20 protein-coding genes and 1 riboswitch are annotated in these 19,957 nt (G+C 65.1%); of the genes, 11 read left to right on the forward strand and 9 right to left on the reverse strand.

The genetic code is table 11. The features are described 5' to 3' along the window. Position 1: 1 nt before the first annotated feature. Complete coding sequence (locus VFG49_RS16320) at positions 2 to 847, forward strand: intradiol ring-cleavage dioxygenase (RefSeq protein WP_324862438.1); 846 nt, start codon at positions 2 to 4, stop codon at positions 845 to 847. Here the strand turns inward: VFG49_RS16320 and VFG49_RS16325 are convergent. Then, positions 844 to 1,932: a 3-deoxy-7-phosphoheptulonate synthase gene (locus VFG49_RS16325; RefSeq protein ID WP_324862439.1), complete on the reverse strand. Its 1,089-nt coding sequence runs from the start codon at positions 1,930 to 1,932 to the stop codon at positions 844 to 846. The genes VFG49_RS16320 and VFG49_RS16325 overlap by 4 nt on opposite strands. A gap of 243 nt (positions 1,933 to 2,175) precedes the next feature. Here VFG49_RS16325 and VFG49_RS16330 point away from each other — a divergent pair, with 243 nt between their 5' ends. Beyond that, positions 2,176 to 3,117, forward strand: a complete 942-nt coding sequence (locus VFG49_RS16330) for an oxygenase MpaB family protein (RefSeq protein ID WP_324862442.1) — start codon at positions 2,176 to 2,178, stop codon at positions 3,115 to 3,117. On the opposite strand, the gene VFG49_RS16335 is transcribed toward VFG49_RS16330, so the two are convergent. Continuing rightward, positions 3,101 to 3,565, reverse strand: a complete 465-nt coding sequence (locus VFG49_RS16335) for a VOC family protein (protein ID WP_324862444.1) — start codon at positions 3,563 to 3,565, stop codon at positions 3,101 to 3,103. The two genes, VFG49_RS16330 and VFG49_RS16335, sit on opposite strands and share 17 nt — an antisense overlap. Positions 3,566 to 3,712: 147 nt before the next feature. Between VFG49_RS16335 and VFG49_RS16340 the strand changes: the two genes are divergently transcribed. The 3 genes from VFG49_RS16340 to VFG49_RS16350 all read left to right on the forward strand — a co-directional run bounded on the left by VFG49_RS16340 (position 3,713) and on the right by VFG49_RS16350 (position 8,213). Continuing rightward, positions 3,713 to 5,587, forward strand: a complete 1,875-nt coding sequence (locus VFG49_RS16340; protein ID WP_324862446.1) for a 3'-5' exonuclease — start codon at positions 3,713 to 3,715, stop codon at positions 5,585 to 5,587. A 103-nt stretch (positions 5,588 to 5,690) separates the two neighbouring features. Then, positions 5,691 to 6,479, forward strand: a complete 789-nt coding sequence (locus tag VFG49_RS16345; RefSeq protein ID WP_324862448.1) for an SH3 domain-containing protein — start codon at positions 5,691 to 5,693, stop codon at positions 6,477 to 6,479. Between the two features lie 333 nt (positions 6,480 to 6,812). After that, positions 6,813 to 8,213: a glycosyltransferase gene (locus VFG49_RS16350; protein WP_324862450.1), complete on the forward strand. Its 1,401-nt coding sequence runs from the start codon at positions 6,813 to 6,815 to the stop codon at positions 8,211 to 8,213. Positions 8,214 to 8,225: 12 nt separating this feature from the next. On the opposite strand, the gene VFG49_RS16355 is transcribed toward VFG49_RS16350, so the two are convergent. After that, positions 8,226 to 8,687, reverse strand: coding sequence for a hypothetical protein (locus VFG49_RS16355; RefSeq protein ID WP_324862452.1), 462 nt, complete (start codon positions 8,685 to 8,687; stop codon positions 8,226 to 8,228). Between the two features lie 78 nt (positions 8,688 to 8,765). Between VFG49_RS16355 and trxC the strand changes: the two genes are divergently transcribed. Then, positions 8,766 to 9,203: a thioredoxin TrxC gene (gene trxC / locus VFG49_RS16360; protein ID WP_324862454.1), complete on the forward strand. Its 438-nt coding sequence runs from the start codon at positions 8,766 to 8,768 to the stop codon at positions 9,201 to 9,203. A gap of 4 nt (positions 9,204 to 9,207) precedes the next feature. Here the strand turns inward: trxC and VFG49_RS16365 are convergent, their stop codons facing one another. Continuing rightward, the gene (locus VFG49_RS16365) at positions 9,208 to 10,767 is read right to left on the reverse strand and encodes a protein adenylyltransferase SelO (RefSeq protein ID WP_324862456.1); all 1,560 of its coding nucleotides are present in this window, start codon (positions 10,765 to 10,767) and stop codon (positions 9,208 to 9,210) included. Between the two features lie 246 nt (positions 10,768 to 11,013). Between VFG49_RS16365 and VFG49_RS16370 the strand changes: the two genes are divergently transcribed. Next, the gene (locus tag VFG49_RS16370) at positions 11,014 to 11,208 is read left to right on the forward strand and encodes a hypothetical protein (protein ID WP_324862458.1); all 195 of its coding nucleotides are present in this window, start codon (positions 11,014 to 11,016) and stop codon (positions 11,206 to 11,208) included. A gap of 15 nt (positions 11,209 to 11,223) precedes the next feature. On the opposite strand, the gene VFG49_RS16375 is transcribed toward VFG49_RS16370, so the two are convergent. The 3 genes from VFG49_RS16375 to VFG49_RS16385 all read right to left on the reverse strand — a co-directional run bounded on the left by VFG49_RS16375 (position 11,224) and on the right by VFG49_RS16385 (position 13,958). Beyond that, positions 11,224 to 11,937 carry a 16S rRNA pseudouridine(516) synthase gene (locus tag VFG49_RS16375; protein ID WP_324862460.1) on the reverse strand — a complete coding sequence of 238 codons (714 nt, stop codon included), beginning with the start codon at positions 11,935 to 11,937 and terminating at the stop codon, positions 11,224 to 11,226. Then, positions 11,934 to 13,010, reverse strand: a complete 1,077-nt coding sequence (locus tag VFG49_RS16380) for a class I SAM-dependent methyltransferase (RefSeq protein ID WP_414649161.1) — start codon at positions 13,008 to 13,010, stop codon at positions 11,934 to 11,936. The genes VFG49_RS16375 and VFG49_RS16380 overlap by 4 nt, the downstream gene beginning before the upstream one ends. Before the next feature lie 69 nt (positions 13,011 to 13,079). Further along, positions 13,080 to 13,958 carry a pseudouridine synthase gene (locus tag VFG49_RS16385; protein ID WP_324862464.1) on the reverse strand — a complete coding sequence of 293 codons (879 nt, stop codon included), beginning with the start codon at positions 13,956 to 13,958 and terminating at the stop codon, positions 13,080 to 13,082. 158 nt (positions 13,959 to 14,116) lie between these two features. Here VFG49_RS16385 and VFG49_RS16390 point away from each other — a divergent pair, with 158 nt between their 5' ends. After that, the gene (locus tag VFG49_RS16390; protein WP_324862466.1) at positions 14,117 to 16,141 is read left to right on the forward strand and encodes a S1 family peptidase; all 2,025 of its coding nucleotides are present in this window, start codon (positions 14,117 to 14,119) and stop codon (positions 16,139 to 16,141) included. A 36-nt stretch (positions 16,142 to 16,177) separates the two neighbouring features. Here the strand turns inward: VFG49_RS16390 and VFG49_RS16395 are convergent, their stop codons facing one another. Next, positions 16,178 to 17,443 carry a multidrug effflux MFS transporter gene (locus VFG49_RS16395; RefSeq protein WP_324862468.1) on the reverse strand — a complete coding sequence of 422 codons (1,266 nt, stop codon included), beginning with the start codon at positions 17,441 to 17,443 and terminating at the stop codon, positions 16,178 to 16,180. A 120-nt stretch (positions 17,444 to 17,563) separates the two neighbouring features. Then, complete coding sequence (locus VFG49_RS16400) at positions 17,564 to 17,710, reverse strand: hypothetical protein (RefSeq protein WP_324862471.1); 147 nt, start codon at positions 17,708 to 17,710, stop codon at positions 17,564 to 17,566. A gap of 131 nt (positions 17,711 to 17,841) precedes the next feature. After that, positions 17,842 to 17,947: riboswitch (Fluoride riboswitch) on the forward strand. An 86-nt stretch (positions 17,948 to 18,033) separates the two neighbouring features. On the opposite strand from VFG49_RS16400, the gene crcB reads away from it, so the two are divergent. The 3 genes from crcB to cfa are packed head-to-tail and all read left to right on the forward strand — an operon-like array spanning position 18,034 to position 19,946. After that, positions 18,034 to 18,420, forward strand: coding sequence for a fluoride efflux transporter CrcB (crcB, locus tag VFG49_RS16405; protein WP_324862473.1), 387 nt, complete (start codon positions 18,034 to 18,036; stop codon positions 18,418 to 18,420). Between the two features lie 10 nt (positions 18,421 to 18,430). Then, positions 18,431 to 18,769, forward strand: coding sequence for a DUF190 domain-containing protein (locus tag VFG49_RS16410; RefSeq protein WP_324862475.1), 339 nt, complete (start codon positions 18,431 to 18,433; stop codon positions 18,767 to 18,769). Continuing rightward, the gene (gene cfa / locus VFG49_RS16415; RefSeq protein WP_324862476.1) at positions 18,720 to 19,946 is read left to right on the forward strand and encodes a cyclopropane fatty acyl phospholipid synthase; all 1,227 of its coding nucleotides are present in this window, start codon (positions 18,720 to 18,722) and stop codon (positions 19,944 to 19,946) included. The genes VFG49_RS16410 and cfa overlap by 50 nt, the downstream gene beginning before the upstream one ends. The last annotated feature ends 11 nt before the right edge of the window (positions 19,947 to 19,957 follow it).

Raw genomic sequence — 19,957 nt, forward strand, 5'->3', positions numbered from 1 at the left:
AGTGAAAACCTTCCGGAATCGACGTCGCTTCCTGCAACTTTGCCTCGGCAGCCTCGCTACGCTGCCTCTGTCGCGGATTGCACGCGCCCTGCCTGACGGGCGCGCGGCCTGCGTGTTGAGCCCCGAGCAAACCGAAGGTCCGTACTACCTCGATCGGGCGTTGCTGCGACGGGACATCACCGAAGGCAAGCCGGGCTTGCCGTTGGCATTGCGCTTCGAAGTGCTGGACAGCCGTACCTGTCGCCCGTTGAGCGGCAGCGCGCTTGAGATCTGGCACTGCGACGCGCAAGGGCTGTATTCCGGATTCACGCGAATGTCCGCGGGCCCGGCCGGCGTCGGCCCATCAGCCGGGGGACGACCACCGGGACCGCCACCGGAAGGCATGCCGCCCGGTCTGCCGCCTGGCATGCATGGCGCGAGGCCTGGCATGCCGCCAAAGAGCGAAGCCACCGACACGCTCACCTTCCTGCGCGGCGTGCAGCTGGCTGATTCGCGCGGGCAACTGTCATTCGACACGATCTTTCCCGGTTACTACGCCGGCCGCTGCAATCACATCCATCTCAAGCTGCATGTGGGCGGCCAGATGGAAGATGGGCACTACCGCGGCGGACAGGTCGTGCACACCGGCCAGTTGTTCTTTCGCGAGGCCGACAGCCTTGCCGCCATGGCGGATGCCGCGTATCGCCGAGACGGCATCATGCGCACCACACTGGACGAGGACAACGTCTACGCCACGCAACACGGAAGTGGCTCGGTGGCCGCGATGTCACGCGAAAGCGCGTTGCAGGTGGCAACACTCACTCTAGCCGCCGATCCCACGGCGCCAAGCCGCGAAGGCATGCATTAGCAACCCGCAGCGAGACGCACCGGCTGCCGCGTGGCGGCACGGCGCGCTCGTACCGACCGGGCAAGGCGATCCAGCACGCCGACGGTGGTGTCCCAGTCGATGCAGCCATCCGTGATGCTCTGCCCATAGCGCAGCGGCTGTCCTGGCGACAGCTCCTGTCGACCGCCGACAAGATGGCTTTCCACCATCACGCCAACGATGCGCTGCTCGCCGCACGACAGCTGCGTGGCGATGTCATCCACCACGCGAGGCTGGTTTTCCGGCTGTTTGGAACTGTTGGCGTGGCTAGCGTCGATCATCACGCGGCTGCCAAGTCCCGCTGCGGCAATGGCGCGGCAGGCGGCGTCCACGCTGGCCGCGTCGTAGTTGGGTGTCTTGCCGCCGCGCAGGATGACGTGGCAATCCTCGTTGCCCGTGGTCGCCGCAACGGCCGTCTGGCCGTCTTTGGTCACCGCCATGAAGTGATGCGGCTGCGAGGCCGCCTGCACGGCGTCCACGGCAATCTTCACGTTGCCATCCGTGCCGTTCTTGAAGCCGACCGGGCACGACAGCCCCGACGCAAGCTCTCGATGCACCTGGCTCTCCGTCGTGCGTGCACCGATCGCCCCCCACGCCACCAGGTCGGCGATGTATTGCGGCGTGATCATGTCGAGGAATTCGCAGCCGGCCGGCACGCCCAGCTCGTTGATGTCGCGCAGCAGGCCGCGCGCCAGCCGCAGGCCCTTGTCGATGTGGAAGCTGCCGTCCAGATCCGGATCGTTGATGAGCCCCTTCCAGCCCACGGTGGTGCGTGGCTTCTCGAAATACACGCGCATCACGATCTCCAGCTCGCCGGCGTGGCGTTCGCGCTGCGTGGCGAGGCGTGCGGCGTATTCCAGCGCGGCTTTCGTGTCGTGGATCGAGCACGGCCCGATGACCACGGCAAGCCGATCGTCATTGCCGCTGAGAATGCGATGCATGGCCTGACGCGAGGCGCTCACGGCGTGTGCCGCACGTGCGCTCAGCGGAAAATCGCGCATCACCTCGGCGGGTGTGCTGAGCGTGGTGATGGCGCGGATGCGCAGGTCATCGGTGGAGGGGTTCACGGTGGTCTCCTTGTGGGGGTTTCCACTCGCGGCCATAAAAAAGGCCGCCAGTGGTGGCTGGCGGCCTTGTGGGATCTGTGTCGTGTCTCAAGACAGTCGCGACCCACCCTCCGCCAGCGGCATCGGATAGCCGTAAAACCAAAAATACTGGCGGGCGGTTGGGAAGGTCATGGTCGGTAGAGATAACACAGGCATTTCGCGCATGCAAAGGATGCAATTGAAACCAAGCGATACACTCGGTGCATGCGAACGCCATGGAAACTTCTCGCCCTGCCCGCGCGCGAGCCGATCCGCCGCTGGGTATTGAGTGCGTTCCCGCGCGGTGGCGGCGGCCATGTCGACTACGATCATCCCGTCGGCGATCCCGGCCTGTTTGGCCCTCAAAGCGCCACGTGGCGCGTGCATGCGGACTTTCCCGGCATGCTCGCCGGCGGCCTCGCTGCGCTTATGCTGCAGACCGTGCACCCACTTGCACTGGCAGGCGTCTGGGATCACTCCAACTTCCGCGAGGACCTGGTCGGTCGCTTGCGACGCACGACGTCGTTCGTGAGCGGCACCACCTACGCGCCGCGCGAACAGGCGCAGAAGCTGATCGAACGCGTGAAGGGCATCCATGCACAGGTGCGCGGCACGGCGGAAGATGGACGTCCCTACTCGGCGGACGACCCGCACCTGCTCACCTGGGTGCACGTGACGGAGGCATACAGTTTTTTGCAGGGCTATCGGCGCTACAGCCATCACCGCCTGCCCGCCGGTGCGGCGGATCGTTACTACGACGAAGCACGGCGCGTGGCCGAAGCGCTGGGCGCACGCGATGTACCCGCGTCGGAAAGCGACATTGCGGCGTATTTCCACGGCGTGCAGCAGGAACTCCATTTCAGCGCACGCTCGCGCGAAGTGCTCGACGTGCTCTCGCGCGTGCGCCTGCCGGTGCCGGTGGCCGGCTTGTCGCGCGACGTGTTCCTGCAGGCGGGCGCTGCGCTGCTGCCCGCCTGGGCCGAATCGCTGCTGCAGCGCACGCCGCTGCAGCGCGCCCAGGCAAGGCTTGCCGCACGGGCATTGTGGTCGGTGGCGCCGATCTTTGGTGCAGCCCTGCACGACGGCATTGCCAGCCGGGCGTGTGCACGCGTCGGCGTGGCCAGCGACACGCTGCAGCAATGGCCCGCTTTCAGCTCCCGGCCATGAGCGCGTCGTAACGACGCTGCATGTCCTCGGGGCTCACCTTCTCGATGCTGTGCCCGATCAGCCACTCATGGCCGAACGGATCGCGCACGGTGCCACCGCGTTCGCCATAGAAGGCATCGGTGGCCGGCCGCACGAGTTCACCGCCGGCCTCCACGGCGCGCGCCAGTGCGTTGTCGGCGTTGTCCACATGCAGATGGATCGACACGCTGGTGCCGCCGATGCTCTGCGGTCCCACGATGCCGTGCTCAGGATATTCATCGGACACCATCAGCACGGCCGGGCCCAGTTCCAGCTCGGCGTGCCCCACGCGGCCGGTGCCCGCCTCGTCCAGCCGCAGTCGCAGCCGGGCACCGAAGGCCTGCTGGTAGTAGGCGATCGCCGCGTTGGCGTCGCGCACCCGCAGGTAGGGAAACATTTCGTGCACGACCGGCTTGGCATGACTACTCATCGCAGGGCTCCGTTGCGTTTGACCCCTCCGACCTTACGCCGGTAGTCAAGCGCCGTCTTGGAGAAAATCCGAGGGCGCACGTCCCGTGAGATTGACAGCCTGTGCCGTTTCGCTAACGTCGCCGGATCGGAAAACCCAAGGGCCACGATGGCAACCCTCATTCCATCCCGAAACAGTGGCCTGTCGCGCATGACCAGCGGCGAGAAGCGCGTTTCCGAACGCCTGGAACAGAAGCTCGAGGACGACTACCTGGTCTGGTACGACGTGCCGGTGGGTCCACGCCAGCGACAGCCCGACTTCATCGTGTTCCACCCGCGCCGCGGCCTGCTGGTGCTGGAGGTCAAGGACTGGAAGCCCGGCACCATCCAGCAGGCGGACCGCACGCTGTTCACCCTGCTCACCGGCAGCAGCAGCGTGAAGGAACACAACCCGCTGATGCAGGCACGCGACTGCGCCAACGAAATCCACAAGGAACTGGCGCGCGATCCCGCGCTGGTCTATCCGCCCGGCCACGCCTATGCAGGCAGGCTGCAGATGCCGCTGGGCCATGGCGTGGTGCTGGCCAACATCAGCCGCAAGCAGTTCGATGCCGGCGAACTGGACGGCGTGCTTCCCTCGCACCTGGTGATCTGCCAGGACGAGATGTACGAGTCGGTGGAAGCGGAGGCGCTGCAGGAGCGCCTGTGGGCAATGTTCCCGCAGATCTTCCCCACCACGCTCACGCTGCCGCAGATCGATCGCGTGCGCTGGCACCTGTTCCCCGAGATCCGCGTGGAGGCCGGTGAAGGCCAGTTCGGCCTGTTCGCGTCACAGGAAAAAGCTGCGGGCGCCAAGGTGGCCATCCCCGACCTGATCAAGGTGATGGATGCGCAGCAGGAAATGCTGGCGCGCTCACTGGGCGATGAACATCGCATCATTCACGGCGTCGCCGGTTCCGGCAAGACCATGATCCTGGGCTTTCGCGCGATGGAACTGGCGCGCTCGCTGTCCAAGCCCATCCTGGTGCTCTGCTACAACAAGACGCTCGCCGCGCGGCTGGAACAGCTGATGGGCGAGCGCGGCCTGAGCGACAAGGTGCAGGTGTACAACTTCCACACCTGGTGCCGCAGCATGCTCACGGCCTACCACGTGCCGCTGCCGGCAGAAGGCCCGCACGAGGCCGAGGAACTGCCGCCCGCGGTGATCGCCGGCGTGGATGGCGGGCAGATTCCGCGCTTCCAGTACGGCGCCGTGCTGGTCGACGAAGGCCACGACTTCGAGCCCGAGTGGTACCGGCTGATCGTGCAGATGATCGACCCCAACACCAACTCCCTGCTGGTGCTGTACGACGACGCGCAGAACATCTATGGCCAAGCCAGCCGCAAGCGCATCAGCTGGAAGAGCCTGGGCGTGCAGGCGCAGGGTCGCACCACCATCCTCAAGCTCAACTACCGCAACACGCTGGAAATCCTCTCGGTAGCGCGCGGTTTTGCGCAGGAGCTGCTGGTCGAACGACGGGAAGACGAAGACAGCGTGCCCTTGATTGCGCCGCAGAGCAGCGGTCGTCGTGGTGCACTGCCCGAGCTGATCCGCGTGGAGCAGCAGGAAGACCAACTGCCCGCGATCATCCAGCGACTGCGCGACGAGCACGCGCATGGACGGCGCTTGTCTGACATGGCGGTGATCTTTCGCAACAGCTGGGAAGGCGAGAAGCTGCACGAGGCCTTGCAGCGCGCCGGCATTCCAAGCCGCCTGGCCGAAGGCAATGGCAGCCGTGCCCTGTTCGTGGTGGATGACACCGTGAAACTCGTGACCATGCATGCCAGCAAGGGCCTGGAGTTTCCGCTGGTGATCATCCCGGGCCTCGGCTCGCTGCCCAAGCCCGGCAAGAGCGAGGCCGATGAGGCTCGCCTGCTGTACGTCGCCATGACGCGTGCCACCGAACGACTCGTGCTGATCCATCACGAAGATTCAATCTTCAGCCAGCGCATTCGCCACTCGATCAACGACGTCCAGGACCAGCTGACGGCGGCCATCGCGTGATCCTGCGATCTTGCTGAAGGGAAGCCGTTCGGCATGCTCCTCTTTTGACAATGCCTTCGCACAGCGGGCAGTCTCATCGATGCGCATACTGGGAGATGCCTCGATGAAACGCTTTCTATGTGCTGTGCTGCTTGTGTTCGGCTTTGCCGGTACGGCATCGGCGCAGGTGGTGAACGGCGTCGTGACGGCTTACGTCGATCTCTACGCCGGCCCCGACGTCGGCTACCCGCCCATCGCGCAATTGCCCGCGGGCACGCCCGTCGCCATCCAGGGCTGCATTACGGGTTGGACATGGTGCGATGTGGTCACCATGGGCACGCGCGGCTGGGTGGCCGGCACGTTCGTGCAATACACCTACCAGAGCCAGCCGGTGATCGTGGCCGATTACGGCGCGCGCATCGGCGTGCCGATCGTCGCGTTCTCCATCGGCCTGTACTGGGACAATTACTACCGCAACCGGCCGTTCTATCGGAACCGCGATTACTGGTATGGCCGTCCATACGCGCCGCGCCCGCCGCCGCGTCCGCCGGGCTGGCATCCGGGCTACCGGCCGCCGCCGAATCCGGGCCATCGTCCTCCTCCGCCGCCAGCCCATCGGCCGCCGCCGAACCAGGGACATCGCCCTCCGCCGCCTTCGGGCAATCGACCGCCACCGCAGGGAAACCGCCCCCCTTCGAATCCAGGTAACCGGCCACCGCCGAACCAAGGCAATCGACCGCCACCGGGCCAGGGACACCAGCCCGACGCTGGCAACCGCCCATCGCCAAGCCCAGGCGCACGACCGCCCAGCCAGGGCAATCGACCACCGCAAGGGGGCAATCACGGCGGCAGCCATGGCGGCCAGAAACCGCCGCCGAAGCCGCCCGGCAACCAAGGGAACAGCGGAGGCTGAAACCCGTCATGACACCAAACGCCGCGGCCAGACCGCGGCGTTTTTTGTCATGCAGTGACGTCACGGGGCGCCTTCCCACCAAGCCCACGCGCCGAGGTTTTCCGGCCTCAAGCGTCCGGGCCTTGCCCAGCGGCGCTTCCGGAAGAAAACGGACATCTGGGAGCTGATGGCACGGCTCTTGCGACGACTTTCCCAGGCAGGGGAAAGACACGCAGCCATGCAGACAGGGCGTCAAGAAACAGGGGCCGAACGCCTCCATCAACGAACCGGGACAACGCCCGCGACGACCCTCTGCGTGCCAATCGCCGCGTACCGGCCAAGGCGGGCGCGACCATGAACATCCATGCCCACGACTGGCTGGCGAAATCGGTCCCGTCTCGCCCGTATCCGCTGCCCTCCGCGGCAGCCAACGACAGTCGCGTGCATCGCTGGCACTACGTCTCCGTCCGCTTCAAGTTCGCCCTGACGCTGCTGCTGGCCATTGGCTGGGGCGTGGCGTCGTATGCATTGAGCCGCAGCTGGATCCAGCCGCTGTCCATCGCCATGGGCGACGTGGGTGCGCACCTGCTGGTGTTGGGCATCGCCACCCTTCCCGGCTGCATGAACGTGTTTCTCATGGTCGGCCTGCTGATGGATCGCCGACCGCCGCGCGCGTGCTTCGCCGATCATCACTTTCCCGGCATCACGCTGCTTATCGCCGCTTACAACGAACAGGATTCCATCCTCGACACACTCGCCAGCATCGATGCGCAGGAATATCCCGCGTCGCTCGAAGTACTTGTCGTCAATGACGGTTCTACCGACGAAACCATGGCACGTCTGCGCAGCGCATCTTATCCGTGGCTGCAAATCATCGACCTCAAATGCAACGGCGGCAAAGCCAAGGCACTTAACGTCGGGCTGCGTTACGCCAGCTATCCGCTTACCGTCACGCTGGATGCGGACAGCTGTCTGTTCCGCAACGCGTTGCGCAGGCTGGTGGAACGTTATCTCAGCGATCCGCCGAACACGGCTGCCGTCGCCGGTGCCGTGCTGGTGCGCAATTCGCGCAGGAATCCTTTGACGCGCATGCAGGAGTGGGACTACTTCCTGGGCATGTCCGCGGTGAAGCGCCTGCAGAGCATGTTCCAGGGCACGCTGGTGGCGCAAGGTGCGTTCTCGCTTTATCGCACGGACATCCTGCGTGCCGTTGGCGGCTGGCCGGACAGCGTCGGCGAAGACATCGTGCTCACCTGGGCGATCCTGCGCGATGGGCATCGCGTGGGTTACGGCGAAGACGCCATCGCTTTTACCAACGCGCCGGAAACACTGGGCCAGTTCCTGCGCCAACGCCAGCGCTGGACGCGGGGACTGCTTGAAGCGTTCCAGGTGCACGGCCATTTGTTGTTCCATCGCCGGCTCAGCACGCTGTTCATCTGGTGGAACCTGCTGTTCCCTTATATCGACATGGTCTACGCCCTGGCCTTCTTGCCTGGCGTGGTGCTCGCCTGCTTCGGCATCTACTGGCTGGCCGGACCGATGACGCTGCTGGCCCTGCCGCCCGCCGCGCTGGTGAGCTATCAGGTGTACCTGATCCAGTCGCGCATGTTCCGCGAGCAAGGGCTCACCGTGCGACACAACGCGTTGGGCGTGGTGCTGTACCTGTTGTTCTATGGGGTCGTGGTGAAGCCGGGCTGCCTCATGGGCTATGCCGCCGAAGCGCTCAACCTGCGCAAGCGCTGGGGCACGAAGTAAGCACCACGTGCCTCAACCGGACCACGGCCACCATCCTTTCCCGCACAGCGCGTAACGATCCGCCGCACGCTCGAAGCGATTGCGCACGCTCACGCCTCCATGCAGCAGGTACAGCGGGAGAAACAGCGGACCCAATGCCATGTATTGGTACACGTGGGCCCGCTCGTGATCGGCCAGTGAGATGGCCGGATGCGCACACTGACCTGCGCGATGCGCATACGTGAGGCATGGCTCGTCAAGGCGCACGCCGGTGTAGAGGATGACGTTGCCCAGCGTGAGCGCGCCACCCACGCCAACCCGCGGCATGCACCGGAATGCCAGCGCACGCTCGTCGCAGCGCCACTCGGCGCGTGCGCCCCACGGCAGGCACGCCACGCCCAACAACAGGCCAAGCAACGTGTTGGGCGCTGTCCAGCAGGCGCCAGCGAGCAGAGCCAGGCCCTGTGCCGCCGACAACGCCTTCGCCTCGACCATGCGCTCGCGTTCCTCTTGTTTACCGGCCTCGTCAACACCATCTGACGCGACATCGAGTCTTGGTCATCGAGGCCAGCCATGTCCACCCTGCGGGAAATCCCCTGCCCCCACTGCGCCGCGCTCAATCGCGTACCTGCCGATCGACTAGCCGACAACCCGGTGTGCGGGCGCTGCAAACAACCCTTGTTCGCTGGCAAGCCCGCCGAGCTCACCACGGCCACCTTTGACGCGGTCGCGGCCCGTGGCGATCTGCCGGTGGTGGTGGACTTCTGGGCGCCGTGGTGCGGCCCGTGCCGGCAATTCGCGCCGGTTTACGAAGAAGCCGCGCGGTCGCTGGAGCCCCAGCTTCGGCTCGCCAAGGTGGACACCGAAGCACAGCCTGCGCTGGCGCAGCGTTTTGGTATCCGCTCCATTCCCACGCTGCTGGTGCTCAGGAACGGGCGCGAGGTGGCTCGCCAAGCAGGTGCGCTCAATCCCGCGCAGCTTCGTCAGTTCCTGGCGGGCGCGCTGGGCTGATCGGTCAGGAACTGCACGACAGCATGGAACAGCCTGCCTTGTGCATCGCCCAGTCCGGGCGCTTTTGCGCAAAGCGCTCGCGCCCCGGCTGGTCTGCGTACGGCTGGCGCATGACGTCCAGAAGCTCATGGATGCCGGCGTAGTCGCCCTGCGCCGCGCGATCGATGGCTTCCTGCGCGAGATAATTGCGCAGCACGTAGCACGGATTGGCGGCATGCATGCGGGCGCGACGCTGTTCGGGCGACAGGGAATCTTCCCGCACGCGCGCCGCATAGCGCTGCAACCACGCCACGAAGCCAGCCTCATGAGCCAGGCGTTTCGCTTCGTCGTAGAACGCATCGCGCAGCGGCGCCAGCGACGGCTGCGCGGGATCGACATCAGCCAGCGCCCTGAAGAACAGCGTCATGTCGACGTCCGCTTCGGCCAGCAGGCTGTGCAGTGCACGCATCAGTTCCGCGTCCTCGTCGCGGCATGACGACAGGCCGAGCTTGGCGGCGACATGCTCGCGATCGGTAGCCGCGTAGACATCGGCGTAGCGGTCGAGACCGGCCTGCAGGGGTTCAACGCCGGAAAACAGCGGCGACAAGGCCATCGCGAGACGGCTCAGGTTCCACCACGCCACGTTCGGCTGCTGGCCGAACCGATAGCGCTTGCGACCTGCATCGGTGGTGTTGGGCGTCCATTCCAGATCGAAGTTGTCGATCCATCCATACGGGCCATAGTCGATGGTGAGGCCGAGAATGGACATGTTGTCGGTGTTCATCACGCCGTGCACGAAGCCCACGCGCATCCAGTGCGCCACCATTACCGCGGTGCGCTCGCACACTTGCGCAAACCATTGCGCGTACAACGCTTCGCCCGCGCCCTGCAGCGCGGGGAAGTCGCGCGCGATGGTGAAATCGACCAATGTTTTCAGCAGCGCAACATCGCCGCGCGCCGCCGGCAACTCGAAGTTGCCGAAGCGGATGAAGGACGGTGCCACGCGGCAGACGATCGCGCCCGGCTCTTCCTGCGGGTGACCGTCATAGAACATATCGCGCACTACCGAATCGCCGGTGACGACCAGACTCAGCGCACGCGTGGTGGGCACGCCCAGGTGATGCATAGCTTCGCTGCACAGGAACTCTCGAATGGAGGAGCGCAGCACGGCGCGGCCATCGGCGCCACGCGAATACGGCGTCCTGCCCGCGCCTTTCAGTTGCAGGTCCCAGCGGTGTCCTTTTGCATCGATCGTCTCACCGAGCGTGATGGCTCGCCCGTCGCCCAGTTGGTCCGCCCACACGCCGAACTGATGGCCACCGTAGTTCGCTGCATAGGGCTGCATGCCATCCAGAAGCGTATTACCGGCAAAAACCTGGGCAAACGACGGACTGGTGACGTCCGCCTCATCCCAGCCCAGTGTACGCGCCATCTCGGCGGACCATGCGACGACATGCGGCGCTGCAACAGGCGTAGGCCGGACCAGCGAATACAGCGCACCCAGCACCCGCCGCTGCCGCGGGCCTTGTTCGGTGTCGCCGGGAAGCTCGCGAACGTAGGCGTTGTCGAACCGGAGTGATCGCATGATTGGTGAGATTTCTCTATGAGAAAAGGCGTCTAAATCGCTATATCGGCGTCCCGCGGCTGCGTTGCAAGCCAGCACAGCGACGCAACGCGAAAATGCTCTTCACCTTCGTGAAGAGATCACCGGACTTTCGTAAAACTTACGGCAAAATTCAGTGCGAATTGGCATTTGTGTATTACGGGTGAAGGTGCTTATATGCGCTCCAGCGGCTGCGCAGGGGCAGCCCGGAGTAAATCAGAAATGCACATGCTTCTCGCACGTTCCGCCATCGAGCGCGGAATGCAGCTGGTAGCAGGGATGCTTCCCCATCGGGGCACGCAGGACGCACACAAGAACACCAAGCAGGACGATGCCGGCTTCAGGCTGGTCTCCTGGCAACCGGGCGCGCAATCGCGCAGGGAAGATGAACTCGCGCGTCGCCGCGAACAGCAGTTCGGCTGATACGTTCCCGCAAGCTCAGTTGCCAGTCTCTTGCATGAAGATGCGCGCGATGTCGTCCTTCTCCAGCGCGCGCCACTGACCCGGCGCGAGATCGCCCAGTTCAAGTCCGCCCACTGATCGACGCGCCAGCGTTTCCACGTGATTGCCGACGGCCGCGAACATGCGACGCACCTGGTGATAACGCCCTTCGGTCAACGTGAGTCGTGCGCGACGGGTGTCGAGTACCTCGAGCTTCGCCGGAGCCAGCGGCTCCTTCTCCGATTCGAGCATCATCGTGCCGCTGGCGAATACCTCGCCTTCGTCGCCACGCAGGTCGTGTGCGAGGGTCGCCTCGTAGACCTTGGCAACGTTCGCGCGCGGCGAAATGATCCGGTGCAGCAGCGCGCCATCGTCGGTGAAAAGCAGCAGGCCCGAGGTGTCGCGATCCAGGCGTCCCACCGTGGACAGCGCCGGATCGCGCACGCGATAGCGCGGCGGCAACAGGTCGTAGACCACGCGGCCCTGATCCTTGCGCGAACAGGTGGCGCCCAGCGGCTTGTGCATCATCAGCGCCAGGCCGGTCGGCGGATCGAGAGGCTCGCCATCGATGCGGATGTGCTCATGCGCGACCTTGTCGTCGGCGTAAAGCACCTCGCCATCCGGATCGGTAATGCGCCCCTCGCGGAACATCAATGCCACCTCCTTGCGGCTGCCGTAGCCGAGGTTGCCGATCAGCTTCACCAGTTTCATGCGCGTACTCCACGAGCTTCAATGACTTTGAATCCTTCCTGCGTGACGACGGTGCGCACCCGATCAAAGCGCGCAGCCAGCGTGGCCTCATAAGGCAGGTGCCGGTTCGCCACCAGCCACAGGCGGCCATGAGGCAACAATGCGTCGGCAGCCGTGCGGATGAATGCGCGCCCGAGTTCCGGCAGATCGGCGCGTCCCTGATGGAACGGCGGGTTGCTCACGATGGCGTCGTACTGGCCAGCGACGCCCTGTGCGACGTCGTGCCAATGCAAGGCAACCTCAATGGTCCTGCCGGCGTCGTGTTGTGCCTGCGCGAGATTGAGCCGCGCGGGTTCCAGCGCGCGAGCTTCCGCCTCATACAGGTCGATGGCCGTGACCCCCGGGCACCGTGCCAGCAACTGTGACGAAAGATACCCGTAGCCCGCGCCCAGGTCGGCGACGCGGCCCGCCAGGTCCGCCGGGAGATGCGCCGCCAGCAGCGCCGACGCGGTATCCACGCGATCCCAGGCAAACAGGCCGGGACGGCTCATGTAGCCGGCGTCATTGCGCTGCGGTTCGTCAAGCAACAGCCATGCAGCCAGCAGCGTTTCATCAACCTGCGCATGCGCGCCGGACGTCCAGAACACGCGGCACTTGTGCTTGGACAGCTGTTGCAACGGGCCGGCCAGTTGCTCCAGGTCGCGTTCGGCCGATTTCGCCCCTTCGGCATTCGGCACGGCTGCCAGCACGACGCCGCCGGGAGCACAGTGCTGGATGGCGCGCGCGAACAGTGCACGCGCCTCGTCGCGCTGGCGCGGAGGCAGCAGCAGCACGCAGGGAAAGCGTTCCTCGCTCGCGGAGTCGGTGAGCACCAGGCCGCTGTGCTGCAAGGCATCGGCGAAGGGCCGGAAGGTCTGATCGCATTCCCAGCCAGGCTGCGCCATTTCACGCAGTCGGAAACCGTCCCTCGCACGCAGGAACAACACGCGGCCATCGGCGGGAAGCTGCAGCACCCCTGTTTCGAATGGAACGAACAAGGCGTCAAGCGCTGCATCGTCGGCAAAGGAAAGAAACGCAGCGGGCTTCACGGGCATCGGTCCTGGAGTTGGCCGGGCATTTTAGCGGCCTGCCGCGCCCCGTGGGCGGGCGCGGGCACACGTCACTCAATCCAATCGCAACAGCTCCAGTTCGCTGACGAATTCCCGCGCCCTGCCGCTCAACGGATCGACGAACGACAGGCGTTTGGCCAGCAGTTGCAGCGGACGCGCGGGATCGTCCGGCGCAGGCTCCGCCAGGACGGGATAGAAAGGATCGTGCAGGATGGGCGCGCCAAGGGCGGCCATGTGCACGCGCAACTGGTGCTTCCTGCCTGTCACCGGCCGCAGGCCATAGCGCCAACGGCTCCCTGCGCGCTCCAGCACGTCGATGCGTGTTTCGCTATTGGCCGCCCCCGCCCCTTCATGCATGCGAAAGAACGGCTCGCCCGCCTCGATGCGCGTGCGGCGCACGAGGGGAAAGACTTGCTCCGGCAACGCCGGCGCCCAGGCTTCATAGCCTTTGTCGATGCGTCGCTCGCGAAACAGCGATTGATAGGCGGAACGGCTGGATGGATCCGCTGAAAACAGCACCAGGCCGGCGGTGTGACGGTCGATGCGATGCAGTGGTACGAGATCGGCATTGCCCAGCTTGCGCACAAGGCGCGCCAGCACCGTCTCCTGCACGAAGCCGCCGGCAGGCGTCACCGGAAGAAAATGCGGCTTGTCGACCACGACCAGATGCGCGTCGGCATGCAGCAGCGTTTCGCGGAAAGGAATGGCGCGCTCCTCCTCCACCTCGCGGAAGTAGCGCACGCACAGCCCGACCCGATACGGTGCCTCCGCGCCCAGTGGCGTACCCGCCGCGTCGAGCACGCGTCCGCGCGCAAACCGGGCCTCCCAGCGCTCGCGTCCGATCTGCGGGAACTGCGCGCACAACGCTTCCAGCACCGTGGACCACGGGCCTGGCGGCAAATGCAGTGTGCTGGCGGCGATCGCGTCGACCATGAGCCACTCCGCAGCGGAAGCGCCGAGCTTAGTCCCTGGGGCCCACGTGCGGTAGCCGACGGAAGTCACGCTCATCCCCCTTCCCCGTCATGGAAGCTTGGATACACTCGCCACAGGGTTGGCGCACCAGGACGCCAGGGACTTTTGAGGGGATAGGCATGGATTTTCAGGCTTCGGGTGCGCGGCAGTCAGCGGCGGTGAAATTCCGGCATGCGCGGCGGGCCACCGCCTGGCTGGCCGGACTGGCGCTGGCACTTTCGCCCGTGCTGCACGCAGCTACGCTCGATCCCTCGATGTTGCCGCGTGTGCAGGCCGCCACCTTCGAGGTGGTGATCCCCAAGCCGGTGAACGATCCGCTGAGCTACGAAAAGCCGCTGCCATTCGACCAGTTGCCGTTCCAGATGCGCAACGACAAGTACTACTCGGTCGGCACGGCCTTCGCGCTGGGCGACAACCGCTATGTCACCGCTGGCCACGTGCTGTCGCTGGGCATCGACAACCTGATGGGCGAACCCGCGCTGCGCGACGCCAGCGGACACGTCTACGCCATCGACAAGGTCACGCGTTTTTCTTTGCAGCAGGATTTCGTCGAGTTCACCCTGAAGAACCCGCCGAAGGTGCAACCGCTGGAGCCAAACACCCAGGCGGCCATGAATGATGTGGTCTACGCCGTGGGCAACGCGCTGGGCACGGGCATTGTCATCCGCGATGGTCTCTATACCTCGCAGACGCCCGAAGAGGAAAACGGCCGCTGGCAATGGATGCGTTTCTCCGCCGCCGCCTCGCCCGGCAACAGCGGTGGCCCGCTGCTGGACAAGGACGGCAAGGTGATCGGCGTGGTGCTGATGAAGTCGCCGGACGAAAACCTGAACTACGCGCTGCCGATCGATTTCGTGCTCAAGGCGCCAGCCAACCAGGCTGTCGCCGACACGCGCGAGCTGTATCAGCTGGACGTGATCGACAGCAAGCACGCGGATACCTTCAAGATGCAGTTCCCGCTGCCCAAGAGCTTTGCGGAGTTCAGCGCGGCGTTCCAGAAGGCCTACAACGCGAACGCCGACCGGGCGCTGCACGACCTGCTCGCGGAAAACGCCGACACCATGTTCCCGAAGGGCACGGGGTCCAGCCGCCTGCTGCACAGCGGTTCCAACCTCGACCCTTTCCCCAGCCTGCTCCATCGCGGCAGCAACGGCACCTGGGTGATCACCAACACCAACGACAGCAAGGGCAACCTCACCCGCAACGGCTACATCGCCAAGGCCGCCGTGGGCAGCCAGCTGCTGTTCCATCTGCGCAAGCCCGATGACATCTCCAGCAAGCAGCTCTATGGCGATTCCAGGCTGGTCATGGATCTTGTGCTCAAGGGCGCGCCGATGCTGCGCCATGTCGGCTCGGAACAGGTGAAGGTGACTTCACTGGGCAAGCCCTCGCTGGAGCGCACGTTCACCGACGACTACCAGCGCCGCTGGCAGGTGCGCGAATGGCCGATGGCGTATGACAACTCCATCGTGATCGCCTTCCTGTTGCCGGTGCCGGATGGCTACGCCGCCATGGTGCGCATCGTGCCGGCCAAGGGCGAGCACGAGGAAATGGGCGACCTCAAGGCGCTCACCAACTTCTTCTACGTCGCCTACAGCGGCACGCTGGGACAGTGGAAGGAATACCTCGCCAACACCGGTCTGTTGCCTGCCGTGCTGTCGGACATCGCCATTCGCTTCGACTACGGCAGTGATTTCCGTTACCAGTCCAAGCGCCTGGGCTTTGCCTACACGCCGGAGCTGCAGAAGATCGACCAGGACAGCCTATTGGTATTGGGCATGTCCTATTTCGAGGATCACGGCAAAGTGGTGTGGGATGTCAGCAACGTCGTGGTGAAGTCGAATGTCGACAACGCCGAGAAGATCAGCGTCAACCGCCACATGGCACCGTCAGACGATCTCGATGACACCTACCGCAATTACTGGAGCAAGATCGTCCGCCGCAACCATCCTGATGACGGCGTGCCGTACAGCGAAAACGACATGACCTTCATCGGCACCGTGGGCGGCACGCCGGTGGCTGCGGATGCCAAGCCGGGCGTGCTCTACACAGCCTATTACGGCGTGGACGGGCCGCGTCCCGAGGACGCCATGAAAGGCAAGCTCAACCTGCTGATGCAGAAGCTGCAGATCAGCGAGCATTGATGCCCGAAGCGCGGGTGCAGCGGCAACGCATCCGCGCTATTGCGGTTCGGCGATTTCCGCTTCGAATTCGGTTTCCACCGTCGGGGACGGCGTCGGCGCCCTGGGTTTTCCGGTCAGGCGCTGATACCAGCGCCAGGCCAGCCAGCCCGACACGGTGAGCACGCTCGCGCCCAGCGCGAGGTAAAGCATGTGCCCGGAAAGCATTGGCGATAGCACGCCTGCGACGAACGCGCACAGCAACAGACTGGCAAACGCCTGCACCGACGACACGCCACCACGCCGGTGCGGGAAGCGATCGAGCAGCAGCAGCGTCAGCGTGGGAAACGCCAGCTGCACGCCGATGCCATGCACGAACAGCGGCAGCACCGACCACGGCAACACCGGTTCGCGCATCACCAGCGCCAGCAACACATGCAGTCCGCAGGCACTGAGCAAGGCGGCGTAGCCGAGGTTCACCGTGAACGCCACGCTGCGCCGGTTGGCCAGGCGCCCGGACATCCAGGCGCCGCACACCAGGCCTATCACCACGGGCAGGAACAGCCACGGAAAACCCTGCGCCGACAAGTGCAGCAGATTGCGGATGATCTGCGGCGCGGAGGAGATGTACAGGAACAGCGCGGCGAAATTGACCGACAGCGAAATGAGCAGCGGCCAGAACACGCGGTCCCGGCCGAAACCCACGTAGCTGCGCACGAGATCGCCTCCGTGGAATGACGTGCGCGCCGCGGGCGGATGGGTTTCTTCCAGAAACATCACCAGCGCCACGGCCAACACCAGGGTGAAGCCCATCAGCACCCAGAAGATGCCGTGCCAGCCACCGAGGAACAGCAGTTGCGCGCCCACGATCGGCGCAATCACCGGCGCCACGCTGAAGATCATCATCACGCGCGACATCAGCTGCTGGGCTGCCGCACCTTCCAGGCTGTCGCGCACGACGGCGCGTCCCACCACCAGGCCCGCACCGGCGCACATGCCCTGCAGCGCACGGCAGGACAACAGCATGGTGTAGGAGGTGGACATCGCGGCGCCGGCCGAGGCCAGCGCATAGACGACCATGCCCGCCACGATCACCGGCTTGCGGCCGATCGCATCGGAAATGGCGCCATGGAACAGACTCATCACCGCGTAGGTGATCAGGTACATGCTGATCATCTGCTGCAGTTGCGCGGCATCCACCCCGAAGCGCGCGCCGATCAGCGGAAACGCCGGAAACATGGCGTCGATCGAGAACGGGCCGATCATCGACAGTCCCGCCAGCAGCCACGGCAGGCTGCGCCGGACGGGACGCGGAGGTGAAGTCATGACGGTGGGCATGGCGGGCGAAGAGCCGCAGTATAGCCGTGCACCGGCGCGGCCCGGGCCATGACGAATGGCGGGAAACAGGGGAAGCCCGGCGCTTCCCCTGCGATGTGGGCCAGGAAATCAGCGCGGCCGGCTGACCTCCTCCTCCCGCACCTTGCGGCGCACATAACAGGCGACGGCGATGCCGACAGTCACCATGACGATGCTGCCGCCGATCGCCAGCCAGCCGACCGGCTCCATGAGAATGGCGTGCCAGATGGGATGCATCGTGTGTTTCTCCTGCGTGTGATGGTCCCTCCGTGATAGCGGCATACCACGCGGCGATGTTGACCTCCGTCACGCCCGGCCAGCGGCACAGGCGCACCCGGCCATGACGCAGGCCGTTCCATCGGCTAGCATACGGCCAGGGAGATGGCATGCCTCCCGCGCTTGCCGGCGCCGTTCCAGGAGCGGCGACCATCGGCAAGGGCAAACCACCTTCGGGTTGATGATGCCTGCACCACCGGAACTTCCGGGGCGCAGGCGCATGCCTGTTTCCGGGAAGTCCTTGGAGCCTGTTCAATATCTCTGCAGACTTGAGGAGACGAAACGTGGGCTTTGCCGGATTTGTTGCCGTAGGCATCGGGGGAGCGCTGGGCTGCTGGCTGCGCTGGACCCTCGGCGTGATGTTCAACCCCATCTTCCCCACCGTGCCGTTGGGCACGCTGGCCGCCAATCTCGCCGGCGGCTTGCTGATGGGCGTGGTGCTTGGCCTGTTCGACCACTTCCAGACGCTGCCGCCAGAGCTGCGCCTGTTCGCCGCCACCGGTTTCCTGGGCGGCCTCACCACGTTTTCCACCTTCTCCGCCGAATCGACCACCTTGCTGCTGCGTCAGCAATACCTGTGGTTCGGCGGCCATCTGGCCTTGCACCTGGTCGGTTCCATTGCGATGACCATCTCCGGCATCGCCCTCACCCGCGCCGTGCTGCGGAGCTAGGAGAAGACCCATGGAAAACCTGCATCAGGGCGTCATGCTCAGCTTCTACTGCCACACCCGTGCGCGCCACGACGGCGTGCTGCTCTACGAGTGGCTGCTTGAGGAAGCCAGGAAACAAGGCATCCACGGTGGTTCGGCGTTTCGCGCCATCTGCGGCTTCGGTCGTCACGGCGTACTGCGGGAAGAACAGTTCTTCGAGCTCACCGACGATCTCGCGGTCAAGGTCGAGTTCCTGGTCGATGAGCCGCAGGCGCAAGCCTTGATCGACGCGGTTCGTCGCAGCCATGTCGACGCCGTGTATGCAATCACCCACGCAAGCTTTGGCATGCTGGGCAAATCCGCGAGTTAGCCCGCCCACGCATGTGATCGTGCCCACCTTCGTTTCGTCGCAGCGACATGAGGAATGCATGAGCCAGGATTCACTGAAAGCACGCGCCATCGGCCTGCTGGAACAGGCGGGCATCCATCTTGACGGCCCGGCCCCGACTGACCTGCGTGTGCATGACGAGCGCCTGTACGCGCGCGTGTTCGCACACGGATCGCTGGGCCTGGGCGAAAGCTACATGGACGGCTGGTGGGATGCGGAAGACCTTTCCGGCATGTTCACCCACATCCTGCGTGCGCATCTGGATGCGGAATTGAGGACGCTCGACACGCTGCTGGCGCACCTCAAGGCGCGTTTCATCAACCTGCAGCGGGGCGAGCACGCCTTCGAGATCGGCAAGGCGCACTACGACCTCGGCAACGACCTGTTCCGCGCCATGCTGGGCAAGCATCCGGTGTACTCGTGCGGCTACTGGGCACAGGCCGACAACCTGGATGACGCGCAGATCGCCAAGCTCGACCTCATCTGCCGCAAGTTGCGGCTACAACCCGGGCAGCGCGTGCTCGACATCGGCTGCGGCTGGGGCACGGCGCTGAAGTACGCCGCCGAAACCTATGGCGTGCAAGGCGTCGGCGTGACGGTATCGCAGGAGCAGGCCGAGTTCGCGCGCGAGCTTTGCGCGGACCTCCCGGTGGAAATCCGCCTGCAGGATTACCGCGAACTCGACGAGCCGTTCGACGCGATCTTCTCCATCGGCATGTTCGAGCATGTCGGCGCCCTGAACTACCGCACCTACTTCGAAGTGGCCCGCCGCTGTCTGCGCGACGACGGCCTGTTCGTGTTGCACTCGATCGGCAGCAATGGCGCGCCGAGCCGGCCCGACCCCTGGATCGAGAAATACATCTTCCCCAATTCGATGATTCCCGCCGCCGCCCAGGTAACCGCCGCGTTGCAGGACCTGTTCGTGGTGGAGGACTGGCACAACTTCGGCGCCGACTATGACCGCACGCTCACGGCCTGGCGCGCGAATTTCGACGCTTCCTGGCCGCAATTGTCGGAACACTATGACGGACGTTTCCGCCGCATGTGGCATTTCTATCTGGCGGTCTCCGCCGCGGTGTTCCGCAGTCGCCGCAACCAGCTGTGGCAGTTGACGCTCAGTCCGCATGGCCTGCCCGGTGGCTATCGCGTGCCGCGCTGAGGACGCTTGCG

The sequence above is a fragment of the Dyella sp. genome, from assembly GCF_035685885.1.
In the GTDB taxonomy this organism is placed as follows: domain Bacteria; phylum Pseudomonadota; class Gammaproteobacteria; order Xanthomonadales; family Rhodanobacteraceae; genus Dyella.

What these genes read in the sequence shown, in the direction of transcription:
- VFG49_RS16330 (WP_324862442.1), top strand. Translation starts at nt 2,176, where the DNA reads ATGCGAACGCCATGGAAACTTCTCGCCCTGCCCGCGCGCGAGCCGATC.
- VFG49_RS16335 (WP_324862444.1), bottom strand. Translation starts at nt 3,565, where the DNA reads ATGAGTAGTCATGCCAAGCCGGTCGTGCACGAAATGTTTCCCTACCTG.
- VFG49_RS16340 (WP_324862446.1), top strand. Translation starts at nt 3,713, where the DNA reads ATGGCAACCCTCATTCCATCCCGAAACAGTGGCCTGTCGCGCATGACC.
- VFG49_RS16345 (WP_324862448.1), top strand. Translation starts at nt 5,691, where the DNA reads ATGAAACGCTTTCTATGTGCTGTGCTGCTTGTGTTCGGCTTTGCCGGT.
- VFG49_RS16350 (WP_324862450.1), top strand. Translation starts at nt 6,813, where the DNA reads ATGAACATCCATGCCCACGACTGGCTGGCGAAATCGGTCCCGTCTCGC.
- VFG49_RS16355 (WP_324862452.1), bottom strand. Translation starts at nt 8,687, where the DNA reads ATGGTCGAGGCGAAGGCGTTGTCGGCGGCACAGGGCCTGGCTCTGCTC.
- trxC (WP_324862454.1), top strand. Translation starts at nt 8,766, where the DNA reads ATGTCCACCCTGCGGGAAATCCCCTGCCCCCACTGCGCCGCGCTCAAT.
- VFG49_RS16365 (WP_324862456.1), bottom strand. Translation starts at nt 10,767, where the DNA reads ATGCGATCACTCCGGTTCGACAACGCCTACGTTCGCGAGCTTCCCGGC.
- VFG49_RS16370 (WP_324862458.1), top strand. Translation starts at nt 11,014, where the DNA reads ATGCTTCTCGCACGTTCCGCCATCGAGCGCGGAATGCAGCTGGTAGCA.
- VFG49_RS16375 (WP_324862460.1), bottom strand. Translation starts at nt 11,937, where the DNA reads ATGAAACTGGTGAAGCTGATCGGCAACCTCGGCTACGGCAGCCGCAAG.
- VFG49_RS16380 (WP_414649161.1), bottom strand. Translation starts at nt 13,010, where the DNA reads ATGCCCGTGAAGCCCGCTGCGTTTCTTTCCTTTGCCGACGATGCAGCG.
- VFG49_RS16385 (WP_324862464.1), bottom strand. Translation starts at nt 13,958, where the DNA reads ATGGTCGACGCGATCGCCGCCAGCACACTGCATTTGCCGCCAGGCCCG.
- VFG49_RS16390 (WP_324862466.1), top strand. Translation starts at nt 14,117, where the DNA reads ATGGATTTTCAGGCTTCGGGTGCGCGGCAGTCAGCGGCGGTGAAATTC.
- VFG49_RS16395 (WP_324862468.1), bottom strand. Translation starts at nt 17,443, where the DNA reads ATGACTTCACCTCCGCGTCCCGTCCGGCGCAGCCTGCCGTGGCTGCTG.
- VFG49_RS16400 (WP_324862471.1), bottom strand. Translation starts at nt 17,710, where the DNA reads ATGCATCCCATCTGGCACGCCATTCTCATGGAGCCGGTCGGCTGGCTG.
- VFG49_RS16410 (WP_324862475.1), top strand. Translation starts at nt 18,431, where the DNA reads ATGGAAAACCTGCATCAGGGCGTCATGCTCAGCTTCTACTGCCACACC.
- cfa (WP_324862476.1), top strand. Translation starts at nt 18,720, where the DNA reads ATGCAATCACCCACGCAAGCTTTGGCATGCTGGGCAAATCCGCGAGTT.